At 43.5% G+C, this 16,355-nt stretch carries 13 protein-coding genes; 9 read left to right on the top strand and 4 right to left on the bottom strand.

Features of this window, described 5'->3' with window-relative positions; genetic code table 11:
- The first annotated feature begins 46 nt into the window (after positions 1-46).
- From ACFQ3S_RS04850 to pbpC, 4 genes are all read left to right on the top strand, one after another.
- Positions 47-895, top strand: coding sequence for a prephenate dehydratase (locus ACFQ3S_RS04850; protein ID WP_377161794.1), 849 nt, complete (start codon positions 47-49; stop codon positions 893-895).
- Between the two features lie 141 nt (positions 896-1,036).
- The gene (locus ACFQ3S_RS04845) at positions 1,037-2,167 is read left to right on the top strand and encodes a chorismate mutase (protein WP_377161792.1); all 1,131 of its coding nucleotides are present in this window, start codon (positions 1,037-1,039) and stop codon (positions 2,165-2,167) included.
- A 113-nt stretch (positions 2,168-2,280) separates the two neighbouring features.
- On the top strand, positions 2,281-3,573 hold the full coding sequence (gene aroA / locus ACFQ3S_RS04840; RefSeq protein ID WP_377161790.1) for a 3-phosphoshikimate 1-carboxyvinyltransferase: 1,293 nt from the start codon (positions 2,281-2,283) through the stop codon (positions 3,571-3,573).
- 216 nt (positions 3,574-3,789) lie between these two features.
- On the top strand, positions 3,790-6,180 hold the full coding sequence (pbpC, locus tag ACFQ3S_RS04835; RefSeq protein ID WP_377161788.1) for a penicillin-binding protein 1C: 2,391 nt from the start codon (positions 3,790-3,792) through the stop codon (positions 6,178-6,180).
- Between the two features lie 91 nt (positions 6,181-6,271).
- On the opposite strand, the gene ACFQ3S_RS04830 is transcribed toward pbpC, so the two are convergent.
- Together ACFQ3S_RS04830 and ACFQ3S_RS04825 are read right to left on the bottom strand one after the other, a co-directional pair.
- Positions 6,272-8,641 (bottom strand): endonuclease MutS2, encoded by a 2,370-nt coding sequence (locus ACFQ3S_RS04830; RefSeq protein ID WP_377161786.1) that lies wholly within the window; start codon positions 8,639-8,641, stop codon positions 6,272-6,274.
- A complete protein-coding gene (locus ACFQ3S_RS04825) occupies positions 8,622-9,185 on the bottom strand; it encodes a DUF4296 domain-containing protein (RefSeq protein WP_377161785.1) in 564 nt (187 codons plus the stop codon). Before ACFQ3S_RS04825 ends, ACFQ3S_RS04830 begins: the two co-directional genes overlap by 20 nt.
- 47 nt (positions 9,186-9,232) lie before the next feature.
- Here ACFQ3S_RS04825 and ACFQ3S_RS04820 point away from each other — a divergent pair, with 47 nt between their 5' ends.
- From ACFQ3S_RS04820 to ACFQ3S_RS04805, 4 genes are all read left to right on the top strand, one after another.
- Complete coding sequence (locus ACFQ3S_RS04820) at positions 9,233-9,937, top strand: YggS family pyridoxal phosphate-dependent enzyme (protein WP_377161783.1); 705 nt, start codon at positions 9,233-9,235, stop codon at positions 9,935-9,937.
- 112 nt (positions 9,938-10,049) lie between these two features.
- Positions 10,050-10,523, top strand: coding sequence for a GNAT family N-acetyltransferase (locus ACFQ3S_RS04815; RefSeq protein ID WP_377161781.1), 474 nt, complete (start codon positions 10,050-10,052; stop codon positions 10,521-10,523).
- Positions 10,520-11,317: a DUF3298 and DUF4163 domain-containing protein gene (locus tag ACFQ3S_RS04810; RefSeq protein WP_377161779.1), complete on the top strand. Its 798-nt coding sequence runs from the start codon at positions 10,520-10,522 to the stop codon at positions 11,315-11,317. The genes ACFQ3S_RS04815 and ACFQ3S_RS04810 overlap by 4 nt, the downstream gene beginning before the upstream one ends.
- Before the next feature lie 2 nt (positions 11,318-11,319).
- Entirely contained in the window at positions 11,320-12,579 is a 1,260-nt protein-coding gene (locus ACFQ3S_RS04805) for an aspartate kinase (RefSeq protein ID WP_377161777.1), read from the top strand.
- Here ACFQ3S_RS04805 and ACFQ3S_RS04800 read toward each other — a convergent pair.
- Positions 12,576-14,627 carry a tetratricopeptide repeat-containing sensor histidine kinase gene (locus tag ACFQ3S_RS04800; protein WP_377161775.1) on the bottom strand — a complete coding sequence of 684 codons (2,052 nt, stop codon included), beginning with the start codon at positions 14,625-14,627 and terminating at the stop codon, positions 12,576-12,578. The genes ACFQ3S_RS04805 and ACFQ3S_RS04800 overlap by 4 nt on opposite strands.
- A gap of 207 nt (positions 14,628-14,834) precedes the next feature.
- Between ACFQ3S_RS04800 and ACFQ3S_RS04795 the strand changes: the two genes are divergently transcribed.
- Positions 14,835-15,107 (top strand): UBP-type zinc finger domain-containing protein, encoded by a 273-nt coding sequence (locus tag ACFQ3S_RS04795; RefSeq protein ID WP_377161773.1) that lies wholly within the window; start codon positions 14,835-14,837, stop codon positions 15,105-15,107.
- 7 nt (positions 15,108-15,114) lie between these two features.
- On the opposite strand, the gene chrA is transcribed toward ACFQ3S_RS04795, so the two are convergent.
- The gene (gene chrA / locus ACFQ3S_RS04790; RefSeq protein ID WP_377161771.1) at positions 15,115-16,314 is read right to left on the bottom strand and encodes a chromate efflux transporter; all 1,200 of its coding nucleotides are present in this window, start codon (positions 16,312-16,314) and stop codon (positions 15,115-15,117) included.
- Between the last annotated feature and the right edge of the window lie 41 nt (positions 16,315-16,355).

Here is a 16,355-nt window from a genome sequence, read left to right as displayed (position 1 = left end):
AAGTCCCGGCCCAATAAGGCCGGGACTTTTTGTTTAACAACCGTTTATGGAAAATCAACAGCCACGGGTGGCTATACAAGGTATTCGCGCATCGTTTCATGAAGAGGCGGCTTTTCGTTATTTCGGTACCCATATTCAAACGGTAGAGTGCGCTTCGTTCAAACAAACATTTGAAGCTTTAAAGGAAAGGCGTGCCGATTACGTAGTAATGGCCATAGAGAATAATATTGCCGGTAGCATTTTACCTAATTATTCGCTATTGATGAGCTATAACTTCCCTATTGTGGGCGAAGTTTACCTGCCTATCCAGCTGCACTTTTTAACCCTGCCGGGCGTAAAGTTCGAGGATATTAAAACGGTCATATCCCACCCTATTGCCTTGCGCCAGTGTGTTGATTTCATGGACGAATACCCGCACATCAAAGTAGTAGAGAGCAGCGATACCGCCGCCTGCGCCAAACGTGTGCACGACGAACAGCTGACCGATACTGCCGCCATTGCCAATAGCCTGGCCGCCAACATATACCAGTTGGAGGTAAAAGAACGTCGGATAGAAAGTAATAAAAAGAATTTCACTCGTTTCCTGATATTTACCAGTCATGAAAATGCCAAACAGGTGAAGGCCAATAAAGCATCCTTATGTTTCCAGGTGAGTAACGAAGTTGGTGCGCTGGCTAAAGTATTAAACGTGTTGGCTGAGCAGGAAATTAACATGAGCAAAATTCAAAGCATGCCAATATTAGGAAAACGCAACGAGTATAACTTTTACTTAGATGTAGAGTGGAACCAGGCCAGTCAGTACGATACGGCCGTAAGGCAAATTTTAAACTATACCAAAAACTTCAATATCCTGGGCGAATATGAGCGGTATTTGGAGGAGGTGGTGAGTCAGTAGAGGCAATGAGTCCGTTAGTGGGAAGAGACAAACACTTTTGAAAAGATAATACGAAACGTAAAAAATATTTAACAATATAAACTTAACATTCCGGGGCTTTACGGACAAACCGACTCCCCAGACTTCTTAACTCAAACAAATATGAAACTTGATCTTAAAATACAGCCGCTTAGCTCTTGGATAACAGCTAAGGCACAACCTCTGCTTATTGCCGGTCCTTGCAGCGCCGAAACCGAAGAACAATTAGTTGCCACCGCGCATTTGCTGGCCGCCACAGGTAAGGTAACCGCCCTGCGTGCAGGTATTTGGAAACCACGTACCCGTCCGGGTGAGTTTGAAGGTATTGGCAGCATTGGTTTAGAGTGGTTAAAACGAGCTAAAGCCGAAACTGGTTTGCCAACTGCGGTTGAAGTAGCAACTGCCAAACACGTAGAAGAAGCTTTAAAAGGTGGTGTGGATATTTTGTGGATTGGTGCCCGTTCAACGGCTAATCCTTTTACTGTACAGGAAATTGCCGATGCCTTAAAAGGTGTTGATATTCCGGTGATGATTAAGAACCCGGTTAACCCCGACCTTTCTTTATGGATTGGCGCTTTAGAGCGTGTTAACAATGCAGGTATCACTAAACTGGCGGCTATTCACCGTGGATTTTCATCTTACGAAAAAACAGCTTTCCGCAACGAACCGATGTGGGACCTGGCCATTAACTTAAAAACACATGCGCCTGAGCTGCCTATTATTTGCGATCCAAGCCATATTTCGGGTAACCGCGAACTGATCCCTTATGTATCGCAAAAAGCGTTGGATATGGATATGCAGGGCTTGATGATCGAATCACATATCGATCCTTCGGTAGCCTGGACCGATGCCAAACAACAGGTAACGCCTGCTGCTTTATCCGAATTGATAGACCGTTTGGCACTTCGCCGGCCGGAAGTGGTGAACAGCCAGGTTAAAGATGCCCTTGCCGATTTGCGTAACGGTATAGATAAAATTGACGATCTGGTAATTGCCAAACTGGCCGAGCGTATGAAAATTGTAGAGCAAATTGGTAACTATAAAAAAGATAACGGCATTACTATTTTACAGGTTAACCGTTGGGATGAGATTCTGCAAAAACGCACTAACTACGGTAAAGCGCTAAACTTAAATCCCGAATTTACCGAAAAACTACTGGAACTGATCCACGGCGAATCTATTCGCAAGCAAACCGAAATCATGAACAAAGGTCAGGGTAATGCCCCGGTTCAGGAACAATTAATGCATTCTTAGTAACTGTAAAGTAAGCCCCACCTAAATCCTCCCCGGGAGGGAGGACTTTTAAAAATTTAGCTCCCTCCCTTCCGGGGAGGGCTGGTAAGGGGCTATTATTTTGATATTATTCTATGTCACCAAATATTACGGTTAGCCGTAGCCATAAAAAAGTTAAAGCCACCATACAACTCACCGGCTCCAAGAGCGAATGCAACCGCGCGTTGGTTATCGAGGCCCTGAGTAAAGGCAAGGTAAAGGTCACTAACATATCCGATGCTGCCGATGCTGTAACGCTGGCGGGAATACTGAGAAGAGAGAGTCAAGAGGCAAGAATCAAGAGTCAAGACTTTGAAACACCCACAACTGACATCCCGCAACCCGCAACCGAAGTAAACATCGGTCCCGCTGGTACGGCCATGCGTTTTTTAACGGCTTATTTTACTTTGCAAAATGGCGAGGTGCTGTTAACTGGTACAGAGCGTATGAAACAGCGCCCTATTGGTATTTTGGTAGATGCCTTAAAAACCTTGGGTGCCAATATTAGCTATGCCGAAAACGATGGCTTCCCTCCACTGTTGATCAAAGGAGGCTTTGAGCAGTTGACCGATACCATTACCATTAAAGGCGATATCAGCAGCCAGTATATCACAGCTTTATTATTGATTGCCAGCAGTCTGCCCAAAGGTTTACAGCTACATATTGATGGAGAATTAACTTCACGCCCGTATGTAGAAATGACGCTGAGCATGTTGCAGCAGGCAGGTATCCAGCACCAGTGGGCCGGTAACGTCATCAGCATTGCGCCGCAGGATTTCCGGGAGACCAGCATTTGGGTGGAGCCCGACTGGAGTGCCGCTTCTTACTGGTATGCCGTGGCTGCCCTGGCCAATGAAGCTGAACTATTTTTGCCGGGCTTAACCTCGTACAGCCTGCAAGGCGACAGCATCGTCACCGAACTAATGGCTAATTTCGGTATCACTTCGCAGTTTAAAGATGGTGGTGTGCATCTCAAAAAAGAACCGAAGCCTATTATACGTAAGATCTTCGATTTGAAATCGTGCCCCGATCTGGCCCAAACCTTAATTGTGGTTTGTGCTGCCTTAGGTCATGATGCTACCTTCACCGGCCTGGAAACCCTCAAAATTAAAGAAACCGACCGCATAGCCGCCCTGCAAAACGAGCTGGCTAAAATGGGTGTGAAATTGATTGAAAAAGGACAGGTGTACAAGCTGGATTGCAGCGAAAAGTTCATTCCCGAACATATCACCATTGCCACTTACGAAGACCACCGCATGGCTATGGCTTTTGCCCCGCTGGCGCTGGTTATACCACAGGTTGAAATTGAAGAAGCCGAAGTAGTCAATAAATCATACCCCGCCTTTTGGCAGGACTTTGAAAAAGCCGGGTTTTATTTAACTAAATAAAGTGAATGGCCAAGCTTCGCTTTGTATAAGTATCCGCCGGTTTTGCAGATCTTCGACAGGTTCATACTAATATAAATAACAAAGCGCCAGCAGCTAACATTTTTTTTAGCCTAATACTTAAAACTATCAGAATACACTGCAATACTAAGAAGGTGAGCTAAGCAAGCTCCATTAGTTTCCATACGGGGAACGAAGCAATGACCGTTTATTTGAGTAATGACGAACAGAATTTTGACCCAACTAAAACTACCAAAGGTGTACATCCCTTTGGTTATTTTAACTGGTGCATTAATAGCATTTTGGTTTTGCCTGCCCAACCCTTTATTTAACCACCCTACTTCCTACGTTATTGATGATGAAAAAGGCCAGCTTTTAGGTGCCTCCATAGCAGCCGACGGACAATGGCGTTTTCCGTATGATGGAGAGGTTCCTGATAAGTTTAAGCAGTGCATTATTGCCTTTGAAGATAAACGCTTTATGCACCACCCCGGTGTGGATGTGCTGGCTTTTGGCCGTGCCATTCGTCAAAACCTGAAAGGCAAACGGATAAGTAGCGGCGGTAGTACGCTTACTATGCAGGTAATGAGGATGTCCACTCATCACAACCGTACGATCTGGAACAAACTGCTGGAAATGATGATGTCGCTAAGGCTGGAACTCACCTACAGCAAGGCCGAAATATTAGGCCTTTATTCCAGTAACGCTCCTTTCGGCGGTAACGTAATTGGATTGAACGCAGCATCATGGCGTTACTATGGCCGTAGCCCCAATAAACTTTCCTGGGGCGAAATGGCCGCAATGGCCGTGCTTCCCAATTCGCCGTCGTTAGTGCATCCGGGCAAAAACCGGCAGGTGTTGTTAAAAAAGCGTAATCAACTACTCGATAAACTTTATCAACAAAATGTGATCGACAAAAGTACAGCCGAGCTTTCCAAACTGGAACCCATGCCCGATAAGCCTTTGCCCCTGCCGCAAATGGCCCCTCACCTGCTGCAACGTTTTAAAAACGAGTATCCGGCAAAAACCATGACCGATACCCGGCTTACCACCACGTTAAAAGCCGATCTGCAACAACAGGTAAGCGAGATATTGGAACGGCACCACCGGGTACTTAAAGCCAACCAGATCAATAATATTGCTGCCGTTGTGCTGGATGTAGAAACCGGAGCTACTCTGGCATATAGCGGTAATATTTTTCACCCCGAAGAAGCCGGATTGGAAAGCAGTGTAGATGTGGCTAATGCGCCGCGTAGTCCGGGGAGTACTTTAAAACCATTTTTATATGCTTCCATGTTGCACGATGGTTTTATTTTGCCCAATACGTTGATCCCCGATATCCCCACGCAAATAGCCGGTTACCACCCCGAAAACTTTGATTTAGGTTATGATGGCGCAGTGCCCGCTTCACGTGCTTTGGCCCGTTCGTTAAATATTCCAGCCGTTAAAATGCTGCAGAAATATAAATACGAACGCTTTTACGATGTATTGAAGAAAGCCGGCATTACTACGCTAACCCAACCAGCCGACTATTATGGCCTCTCCCTTATTTTAGGTGGCGGCGAAAACACCTTGTGGGAGCTTACCGGCGCTTATGCCAGCATGGCCCGCTCGCTCAACCATTATAACCAAACTGACCGCTACACAGCTGATGATTATCATGCTCCAGTATATCACAAAGCGGTATCTACTTCAAAGCCTGCCGAAAAAAATGGCTTGCTGGATGCCGGTTCCATTTACTATACGTTTCAAGCTATGGAAGAAGTAATGCGTCCAGGAGAAGAAATGTTGTGGCAGCAGTTTGGCTCCACCCAACGTATAGCCTGGAAAACAGGTACCAGCTTTGGCTTCCGCGATGGTTGGGCTATAGGCGTAACTCCGAAATATGTAGTGGGTGTTTGGGTAGGTAATACCACAGGCGAAGGCCGGCCTAATTTAACCGGTATTAATACGGCAGCTCCTGTACTTTTTGAAATCTTCAGGCTATTACCAGTAACGCGTACCTGGTTTAAGGCTCCGGTAAACGCCATGGTTAAAATTGATGTTTGCCGCGAAAGCGGGCAAAGGGCAGGCGAATACTGCGAACATATAGAAGAAACCTGGGTACCGGCGGGCGGATTAAAATCGGCCGTTTGCCCTTATCATCAGCTCATACACCTCAACCCTACGCGCAAGTGGCAGGTAAATACCGATTGCGAACTGCCCGACCGCATGGTGCATCAAAAATGGTTTGTACTGCCGCCGTCTATGGAATATTACTACCGTGCCCGCAACTACCAGTACCGCACCCTTCCGCCGTTCAGGAATGATTGCGGGGTTGGTGAAAAAAGTTCACCCATGGAAGTCATTTATCCTAAAGACAACGCTAAAATATATATCCCTATTGAAGCCGATGGAACCCGCGGCCGCATGATCTGTAACGCCGCACACCGGCAGCCGGGCGTTAAGATATTTTGGCACCTGGATGATCAGTACTTAGGCCAAACTACCGACTTTCATCAAATGGCTATTAATGCACAACCAGGCAACCATGTGCTTACATTGGTTGATGGCACGGGTAGTGAGGTAAAGGTTAGGTTTAGTGTGTTAGATAAGGAGTCTGGTAAATAAAACTGTTATGCCGATGAATATCGGCATAACACAGTTGGGGTAAGTCCTATCTTGGCTCTCTGCTCTTATCTCTTGTTTCTATTCTCAACTGCTACTTCAAGTACACATACGTAATACCATCACCACCTCTATCGGCATGCTCGTCTTCCATGTGGCTTACCTGGTCGTACTTTTTAAAGTAACTGCGGATGAGTTTGCGCAGGATGCCATCGCCTTTACCGTGAATAATTTTCAGGGTGCCAAAACTCATCATCAAGGCACGGTCCAGCAGTTTTTCAATGGCGTGCAGGGCATCTTCGCCACGCATACCGCGTACATCTATTTCCGGGCTAAAACTTGCCATATCACTGGTAGATGAGGCACTGGTACCGGCACGGCGAATTTCTTTGGGCACCTCCTTACGTGATACCTTTTCTACCCGCTTACGCTTAGCCACCGTGCGCAGATCACCAATGGCAATAATAATATTGTCTTTAGCTATCTCCATAATTTGCCCGGTGGTGGTCGAATCTATCAATTTTACCCAGTCGCCCACCTTTAATTCTTCGCTTTCGGTCTGCTTAGGAGCAGCAGGTTCGGCTTTAACGGTATTCTTTTGAAGTTCCTTGCTTAAATTATCGCGCAGTTCTCTGGTTCTTTCCTTATCGGCCTGGCTGCTTTTAATTTCCGATATGGTATTCTCTACCAGTTTATTGGCATTGGTGATAATCTCTTTAGCCTGTTGTTTGGCATCGCGGATGAGCGCTTTTTGGTTCTCTTCCAAATAACTTTTCAGCTTTTCGTTTTCGGCTAATAAACTATCAACCTGCCTTTGCTGGCGGTTAAGTTGCGTACGGGTATCGTAGATCTCTTTTTTCTCGCGTTCTAAATCAACCAATAGCGTATCAACCTTTTTTTGACCGGCACTAATTTTGTTTTTTGCCAGGTTAAGTACCTGCGGCGGCAGACCAATTTTTTGCGCAATTTCAAACGCGTAAGAGCTACCCGGCTTGCCTACTTCCAGTTGATACAGCGGCCTCATCTGCTGGTTATCAAACAACATGGATGCATTTTCTATCCCCTCGGTATTGCTCGAAAATATCTTTAAGTTAGAGTAGTGTGTGGTGACCATACCCCTAACCTTTTTATGGTTCAAGGATTCGAGCACGGCCTCGGCTATAGGGCCGCCAAACTGCGGATCGGTACCGGTACCAAACTCATCAATCAGAATCAGCGTTTTAGCATTAGCCATCTCCACAAAATATTTCATTTTGCTCAGGTGCGCGCTGTAAGTACTCAGGTCGCTTTCTATCGACTGGTCGTCACCAATATCCACAAACAGCTGCCTAAAAACGCCTACCGTACTGCTTTCATCAGCCGGAATAAGCAACCCAGCCTGCGTCATCATTTGCAACAGACCAAGCGTTTTCATACAAACCGATTTACCACCGGCATTAGGACCCGATACGGTAATAATTCGTCCGCCCTCGTCAATATTTACATTAAGAGGCACAACCGTTTTATGTTCCTTTTTAAAACTTAAAAAAAGCAACGGGTGCCGGGCATTAGTGAGGCGTACTCTGGCTTCGTTAATTACCACCGGCATCTCTCCTTCCACATCTATGGCGAACAAAGCTTTGGCCCGCACAAAATCCAATTTGGTTAACAAACTGTGGTACGAAAGCAGCAAAGGCACATAAGACCGCAAATCATCAGTCAATAAGGTAAGGATCTTAATGATTTCACGGCGGCGTTCAAATTCCAGGTCACGGATGCGGTTATTGAGCGTAAATACTTCCTCGGGTTCCAGGTAAACGGTTTGCCCCGTGGCCGATTCATCGTGAATAAAACCTTTTACCTTACGCTTGTTTTCGGCCAGTAATGGGATACATAAACGGCCATCACGTATAGTTAAACTACCATCGGCCGTCCAACCGTTAGCGCCTGCATTTTTAAAAATCTGGTCTATTTTTTTGCGGGCTTCCTGTTCGGCTTTGGCAATGCCCGAGGTAATATCCTGCAATTCGCGCGATGCATTAGGGCGGATCTTGCCTTTGGCATCCAGCACCATATCAATTTTTTTGAGGATACTTTTTTCAATGGGCAAATGCTCAAACAACGCTTCGAGGTTAGGATACTGGCCTTCGCGTTCATTAAAATATGCGATCACCGCAAACACGGTGGTTAGCGAAGCCTGGATCTGGAAAAACTCTTCCTCTGATAAAAACGCTCCTTCTAAACGTACTTTATTAGCAAGCGCTTTAATATCGAAAAAATGGTTAATGGGTAATAACGCATCATTCTGCAATATATTCTTAAACTCATGGGCCTGGCTTAAAAACTTTTTAATCAGGTCAAAATTGTTCATCACCTGAATTTTATCTACCATTTGCTGGCCCATGGTACTTAGGCAGTGTGCTTTTATCAGTTCTTTTACCTCGGTAAAACCTAACTTATCGGCACTATTTTCGGGGTAAAGCATTGTTCTTTTTTAATTTTTTGGCTTTAGCAACAGAATCGGCTCTGGCTTTCTTTTTAGTTGCCAAATTGGTTTTCAATTTAACTCTTTTGGCTATTGAATCGGCTTTGATTTTGTTAAGGCGTGCAATGGAATCGGCGGCGCGCTTGGCCAGTTTTTCGTTAATTTTGTTTTGCTTAATTTGCTCTAACGAATCTATTTTAGCCCTAATTTTAAGCGATGAGTCGGACTTGGCCTTAATCACCTTGGTCACTGCTTCGTAAATCTCGAATAATTGATCGGGTTTGTTAGAATAATAAGTAAAGCTCTTTTTAAATTGTACACTATCGGTTTGATGTTGTTTAAAAATATATAGATACCGGTTGTTTCCATATTTAAACAAGCTATCTGGGTCTTGAGATACTTCAAACAAGCTACCGTCGGCAATATGCATATCAATCAATAAGCCGGTCATCCGCTCATGATTTAATATACCTGCCGGGGTTTGCGGCCCGCACGACAGTAAATAAACCGGGATTAAAAAAAACAAGACTTTATATATACGCATTCTGTAATTTAGCAGGCTCATAAACAGTGAGCAAATTTAAGTAATAAATGAGCATTACCGATAATATTAAACGCCTGAAAAGCGAAATGGATATACTGAACGTAACACTGGTAGCGGTATCAAAAACCAAACCCGTGAGCGACCTTCAGGAAGCATACGATGCCGGCCAGCGTATATTTGGCGAAAACCAGGTACAGGAATTGGTTGAAAAATTTGAGGCATTACCGCAAGATATAGAATGGCATTTGGTTGGTCATTTACAAACCAACAAGGTAAAATACATTGCCCCTTTTATAAGCCTCATACATTCGGTTGATAGTTTGAAACTGCTGCAGGAAATAAACAAACAAGCCGAAAAAAGTAAGCGGGTAATTGACTGCCTGTTGCAGGTGTACATTGCCGATGAGGATACCAAATATGGTTTGGGCTTTGATGAGGTGATCGAACTGCTGCGTTCGGAAGCGTTTACCGCATTACAAAATATACGCGTACGCGGGTTAATGGGCATTGCCACCAATACCGATAACGAAAAGCAGATCAAAGAAGAATTTTATGAACTGGATACTTTTTTTGACGGCCTTGCTCAAAGCTATTTTCGTAAACAAGAAAGTTTTGATACGCTAAGCATGGGCATGTCATCAGATTATAGTTTAGCCATTGAACAAGGCAGTACGATGATACGCTTAGGCAGTACGATATTTGGGGAACGAAAGCCCCTCCCAAACCCTCCCCGGGAGGGAGGGCTTAATTAATAGGCACTTATTTAAATTGACGATATAAGATCATAGATATGAATACATTAATCAAATCAAAAGTCTCCCCTCCCGGGGGAGATTTAGAGGGGGCTTTAGAGAGAGAGGCTTTATGACGGTACACCTGAGAGTAGCCCAAAAGCAGGACTGCCCACGCCTGTTGGAACTGATTAAAGAACTGGCGGTGTACGAACGCGCACCGGAGGAGGTAACTGTAACCCTGCAACAGTTTGAAGATGCTGGTTTTGGCCCGCGCCCTGTTTGGAAAGCTTTTGTAGCCGAAGTTGATGGCTTTGTAGTGGGTTTTGCTTTATATTATGTGCGTTACTCTACCTGGAAAGGCTGCCGCTTATACCTGGAAGACCTGATAGTGACCGAAATTATGCGTGGCAAAGGCATTGGCAAATTACTGTTTGACAGGCTTATACAGGAAACCAGCGAACTCAGTTTTAACGGCATGAGCTGGCAGGTGCTGGACTGGAACGAACCGGCACTTAAATTTTATAAAAAATATGAAGCCGGTTTACAATTCGGCTGGTTAAATGCCTCCTTATCAACCGAGCAAATATTAAATTACAAACCATGAAGTTTAACCGTTTAATTTTACTGGCCGCTGTGGCCGCAAGCATGGCCGCTTGTAACAGTGCCCCTAAAAAGGAAATAGCCGATATTTATACCGATACGCTGACCTACCAGTTTAAAGCGATAAACTCAAAAGCCGATGATTGCGCGGGCAAGCCCGACAGCACCTGCACAACGGTGAAGTTTAAATACCCAGCTTTTGATAAGCAACCCCTATTAAACGATACCGTGGTTACCGGTTTAGCCACGCTAATGGATAGGCAAAAAGGTATAGCAGGTTTGCAAAGGCTTACCTGGCAGTTTTTGCAGGATTATAAGGATTTTAAGAAACAAGACCCACGATCGGTAATGTTTTTTACGCTGGATTGCAAAGTGAATGTGGTTAGGCAGGATAGCAGCCTGGTGAACCTGGAGTATAAAGGTTATCAATATACCGGTGGCGCACACGGCAGCAGCTATATAAAATACTTAAATTGGGATGTAAGCGCTGGTAAAAAAATATTACTGAGTGATATATTGAAGCCCGGTTATGGCCCTGAATTAAACAGGGTGGCAGAGAAAATATTTCGGAAACAGGAGAACTTAACCGAAATTGCTTCGCTTAAAGATAATTACTTTTTTAAAGGAGATAAATTCAGCCTTAATGAAAATTATCTCCTTACACCATTGGGTTTAAAGTTTATCTACAATCAGTATGAAATTAAGCCTTATGCGGCGGGGCAAACTACGTTAGTGGTACCTTATTCAGAAATTAAAACCTTACTGCAGCCGGGTACGGTTGTAGCCCGATATAATTAATAATGCTCGTATTTAAATTTGGAGGCGCATCGGTTAAAGATGCTGCCGGTATTACCAACCTTGCACAGATAGTTAAAAAATACAGTCATGAACAATTGCTTATTGTGGTATCGGCCATGGGTAAAACCACCAACGCGCTCGAAAAACTGGCTAAGGCTTATTACAACCAGGCTGTTGATACCCATCAATTGTATGAGGAGGTAAAACTTTATCATTATTCTATTTTGCACAATTTGTTTGATGATACGCACCCGGTTTTCGACGATGTTGCCAATACTTTTGTAGAAATTGACTGGATGCTGGAAGACGAACCGGTGGATACCTACGATTTTATATACGACCAGTTGGTATCTGTTGGCGAACTGCTCTCTACCCGTATAGTGACCGCTTATATTAACCAGGTGGGGTTAACCAGCAAATGGCTGGATGTGCGCGGCTTCATCCACACTGATAACACCTATCGTGAAGGCGTAGTGGATTGGAGCAAAACCTGCACAAGCATACAGCAGTATGTGCCGGCTATGTTGATGAGCGGTGTAGTAGTTACGCAAGGCTTTTTAGGCGGAACATCTGAAAACTTTACCACCACACTAGGTCGTGAAGGATCGGATTATACGGCATCCATATTTGCCAGTTGCTTACAGGCGCAATCGGTTACCACGTGGAAAGATGTACCCGGTGTACTTAATGCCGATCCTAAATTTTTTGCCGATACGATCAAGTTCGACACCCTATCCTACACCGAGGCAATAGAAATGACCTATTACGGTGCCAGTGTTATTCATCCCAAAACTATTAAGCCTTTGCAAAACGCGGGAATACCGCTCCTGGTAAAACCTTTTAATGACCCCAACGCTGCCGGAACTGTGATAAGCCATTATGACAATCAGTACTTTAAAAAAGCTATCATTATTGTAAAGCAAAACCAGGCGCTTATCTCTATATCGGCCAAAGATTTCTCATTCATTTCCGAAAATCATTTAAGCCATGTGTACCAGTTATTCGCTCAAAACCAGGTAAAGGTAAATGTGCTGCAAACCTCGGCTTTAAGCTTATCGGTTTGTTTCGATTGGGTTGAGGAGCGTTTTAACCACTTGCTTAACCAGCTAAAACAGGAATTTAACGTAAAGTACAACAGCAACCTTTCTTTAATAACGTTGAGGCATTATCAATACGAATTATTAAAAGAATTAACTAATGGAAAAAAAATCTTACTCGAGCAAACCAGCCGCAATACGGCACAAATAGTTATTGCCGGCTAATTGTGGGTATGCCCATGTTTTTCTTTCGAGCCTTTTGAAATAGGTTTATTGGGGATATTAGCATGCTTACTATTAAACACGGGGAGAGAAAAATAAAATACAGAGCCCTGGTTAAGCTTACTTTCTACCCATATTTTACCTTGGTTCAATTCAATAAATTCCTTGCATATCACTAACCCTAAGCTGGTACCGGTTTCGTTGTTAGTGCCCTTGGTGCTTTCGTTACCAATATCAAACACGTAGGGTAAGCGGTTTGCCCCTATACCCACACCACTGTCCGATACCGAAAATAATATTTTCCCATTATCCAAATCGGTATCGGCGTTAATTTGTACAGATCCTCCCGATGTGGTGAATTTCACCGCGTTAGAGAGTAGGTTACGCACTACAAACTCAAAGTGATTAGGGTCAACCATTACAGACATTTCATCGCTTACCTTATTAATAAGGCGTATCATCTTCTTATCAGCAGTTTCGGTAATGAGGTTTATAGTTCGCTCAACAATAGGCCTGGGCTGCACTATCATGCTGTTAAGCCGTATTCCCTTTAGCTGCATTTCGCCCCATTTTAATAACATGTTCAGGGTTTCTAATGATACGTTGCTGGCCGCGGTAAGCCGCTTAATTAACATCGCCTTTTCTTCCCCTTCTAATTCATCATCGTCGAGCAGGAACAAAAGGTCGATAACCGATGCGAACGGTGCGCGCAAATCATGGGCAAGTACCGAAAAAAGCTTATCCTTAACCTTATTAGATTCCTGCAGATCGGTATTAGCCGTGTTCAATAACCTATTCAGCTTACGGGTTCTGTAAAAGTAATAACCTACTATCAGCATAATTAATAAAAATGCAGCAGCCAAACCAATATAAAAGTTACGCTGCATTTTTTGCTTACTATTTAGCTGTTTCAGGTCGCGTATCTTAGCAGTAGATTTGTATAATTGGTACTCGGCCTGTAAGCTTACCACTTGCTTGGCCATCGCTTTATAAAAAAGACTATCGGCCAGCCGGTTTTGCTCTTCTTTCATCAGCAAGGCGGTTTTGTAATCTTTTTGAAATTTATAGAGTTCAGATAAACGGCCTAAAATCTCTATTTCCTGTTTACGGGCGCCTTTTTCCCGCACCAGATCAAGGGCCTGCCTGAAATAATATAATGCTTCCTTCGTGTTACCGGCCCCGTATGTATCGGCCAAACCGGTTAGAGTTTGTAATTCGCGCAGGTAATTTTTAATTGCCCGAGATTTTAGCAAAGCAGCCTTTTGCAATTCAACAGACTTAGCTTTATTACCTTCCTTATTATATACTTTGGCCAGGTTATTAATTAAAGTAATATTTAATCCCTGGTATTGAGGCTCATCGCTTAGCATAATGCCTTTTTCAAGATAGGCTTTGGCCTTGGCCGGCGCACCCAATTCATTATAAATAACGCCAAACGTATTGTATATATTGAGTGAAAGATTAGAGAAGGGCAAAGTTTTATTGATTTGCTCGGCAATGTTAATATAGGTTAAGGCCGTTTGTAATTTATGCTGACCTAAATAACCTTCGGCCAGGGTTAAATAAGCCTCCATACGACCAAAGTTATTTTTGCTACGCTCACTTACTTTTAACGATTGAAGAAAATAACCAATAGCCTTATCGTAATTACCCTTGCGCATTTCTATCACACCCAGGCGCACTATTACCGCTGCCTCTCCAACCGCATTACCTGTTTTTTTATGAATGGCCAACGCAGCAAGGTATTTTTTACGCGATGAATCAAATTCGCCACGGTTATCCTCTATCATACCTAACTGGTTTAGCATAGTAGCTATGCCCTTGTTATTATGTTCCTTACGTGCTTGCGCAAGGGCCATGTTGGCAAAGTAAACGGCCGAATCGGGTTTGAAATAACGATAGCGTTTGATTAGTTTGTCATAATCGGCGATATTAAGCGCAGAAGAATTTGAACCGGGCGTGTAGTGCCCGGGCACTTGTCCATTAACATAACCCAAGGTTAAGTAAGGGGAAATAATAATAATTAATAATGTTAATCTTAAAAAGGACATTTACACAAATGTAAATACATACAATATCCACTTTTACGGAAAAAATATTAAGAAGTTGGAAATAATTTAAATTATTAAATTGTATTGAGTGATTACGCGTAACACTTGCTATTAAGCCCTGCTATTAAATTATTAATTAACCGGTATTATATTTTGAATTTACTTTAATACCTACAATTTATATATTAGCCACCATAACAACTCGCCATGATGCAACAACAGCTTTGCTCCCATTTAAAAGAAATAACTGAAGTAAAAACCAGCGACGGATATGTTTGCGAAGAATGCGTTAAACTGGATGGCACTTGGGTTCACCTGCGTACCTGCCAAACGTGCGGTATTACACTTTGCTGTGATGCATCGCCCCTAAAACACATTACCAAACATTACCACCGCAGCCAGCACCCGGTTATAGCATCGGCCGAGCCCGGTGAGCGCTGGCTATGGTGTTACCCCCATGAGCAATTTATAGCATATTAGCGAAAGCTTAAAATATTAACCCTAACACAACACCCATTATAATTACAAAGGGCGTTTTTATTCGGGTAAAATAAAGCAGGCAAAAAGCCACTGCCATTATTAAATAAGCCATCCAATTAGTACCAAAAGGTACTACGAGCATAATAAAGGTTGTGGCCATAAAACCAACGGCTACCGCGTTTATACCGCTTAATGAGTTTTTTATACGAGTTATCTTTTTCAGATCTTCCCAAAAAGGAACTATGAACAGGATAAGGATAAGCCCTGGCAGGTTAATACCAATTACTGCCACAATACTACCGGTTATCTGTCCGGCTAAACCATATCCTTTGTTCCCTAAAGTTATGGCGCCTACAAATGATGTAAAAGAAAAGGTTGGCCCCGGAAGAGCTTGCTGAAGGGCATATCCCGATAAAAATTCGGCGTTGGTTAGGTAATGTTTCAGTTCAACAAATTCGGTGTACATCAGCGGAACAAGCACTTGTCCCCCGCCAAAAATTAATATTCCGTTGCGGTAAAAGTTTTCAAATAAACGTATAGGTAAACTAAATGGCGACGTACGGTTGACGATAGCACCCAAAGCTGCAAAAAAAAGTAAGATACCGATAAAATAAGCTACTTTTTTAGGATTAACATTTGAATAAAGCTTGGCCCTCAGCGCATTTTCGGTTGGTTGGGTTTCCAAAGCTGATGAGATTATACCGCCTAATAAAATAAGCAGGGGAAATGCATACGGATTTTGTAATATGAGCGTAGCGGCGAGCGAACCGGCGGCCAGGTATAAACTAACTTTACTTTTTAAGAACTTCTGAGCAAATGTTACTGCCGCATAAGCTACAATACCTACAGCGGCTGGCTGTATAAAATGTAAAATTGAATCTATTTTACCACTGGTAGCAAAGGTTTTATAGCCAATTGCGGCAACACACATTATCGCTGCCGAAGGTATTACCCAAATTAGGAAGGTAATAAGCGCTAATGGCAACCCTCCCACTTTCCAGGCAATACCAATTAACGTTTGCGTTGATGATGGCCCAGGCAGTACCTGCGACAAGGCATTGAGTTCCATTAACTCACTTTCGGTAACATATTCACGCTTTTCTACAAATTCACGCAATAAAATAGCGATGTGCACCTGTGGACCACCAAAAGTAGTAAAAGTGTACACCAGCGCATCGCGCATGAAGAGTAGTTTAAGATTGGTCAAGTTTGTTAGTTTATGTGCAAATTACAGATGTGCAAATGTGC

The organism is Mucilaginibacter terrae (assembly GCF_042679325.1).
GTDB lineage: Bacteria > Bacteroidota > Bacteroidia > Sphingobacteriales > Sphingobacteriaceae > Mucilaginibacter > Mucilaginibacter terrae.
The sequence above is the reverse complement of the archived record's forward strand: the minus strand, read 5'-3'. Positions and strand labels throughout refer to the sequence as shown.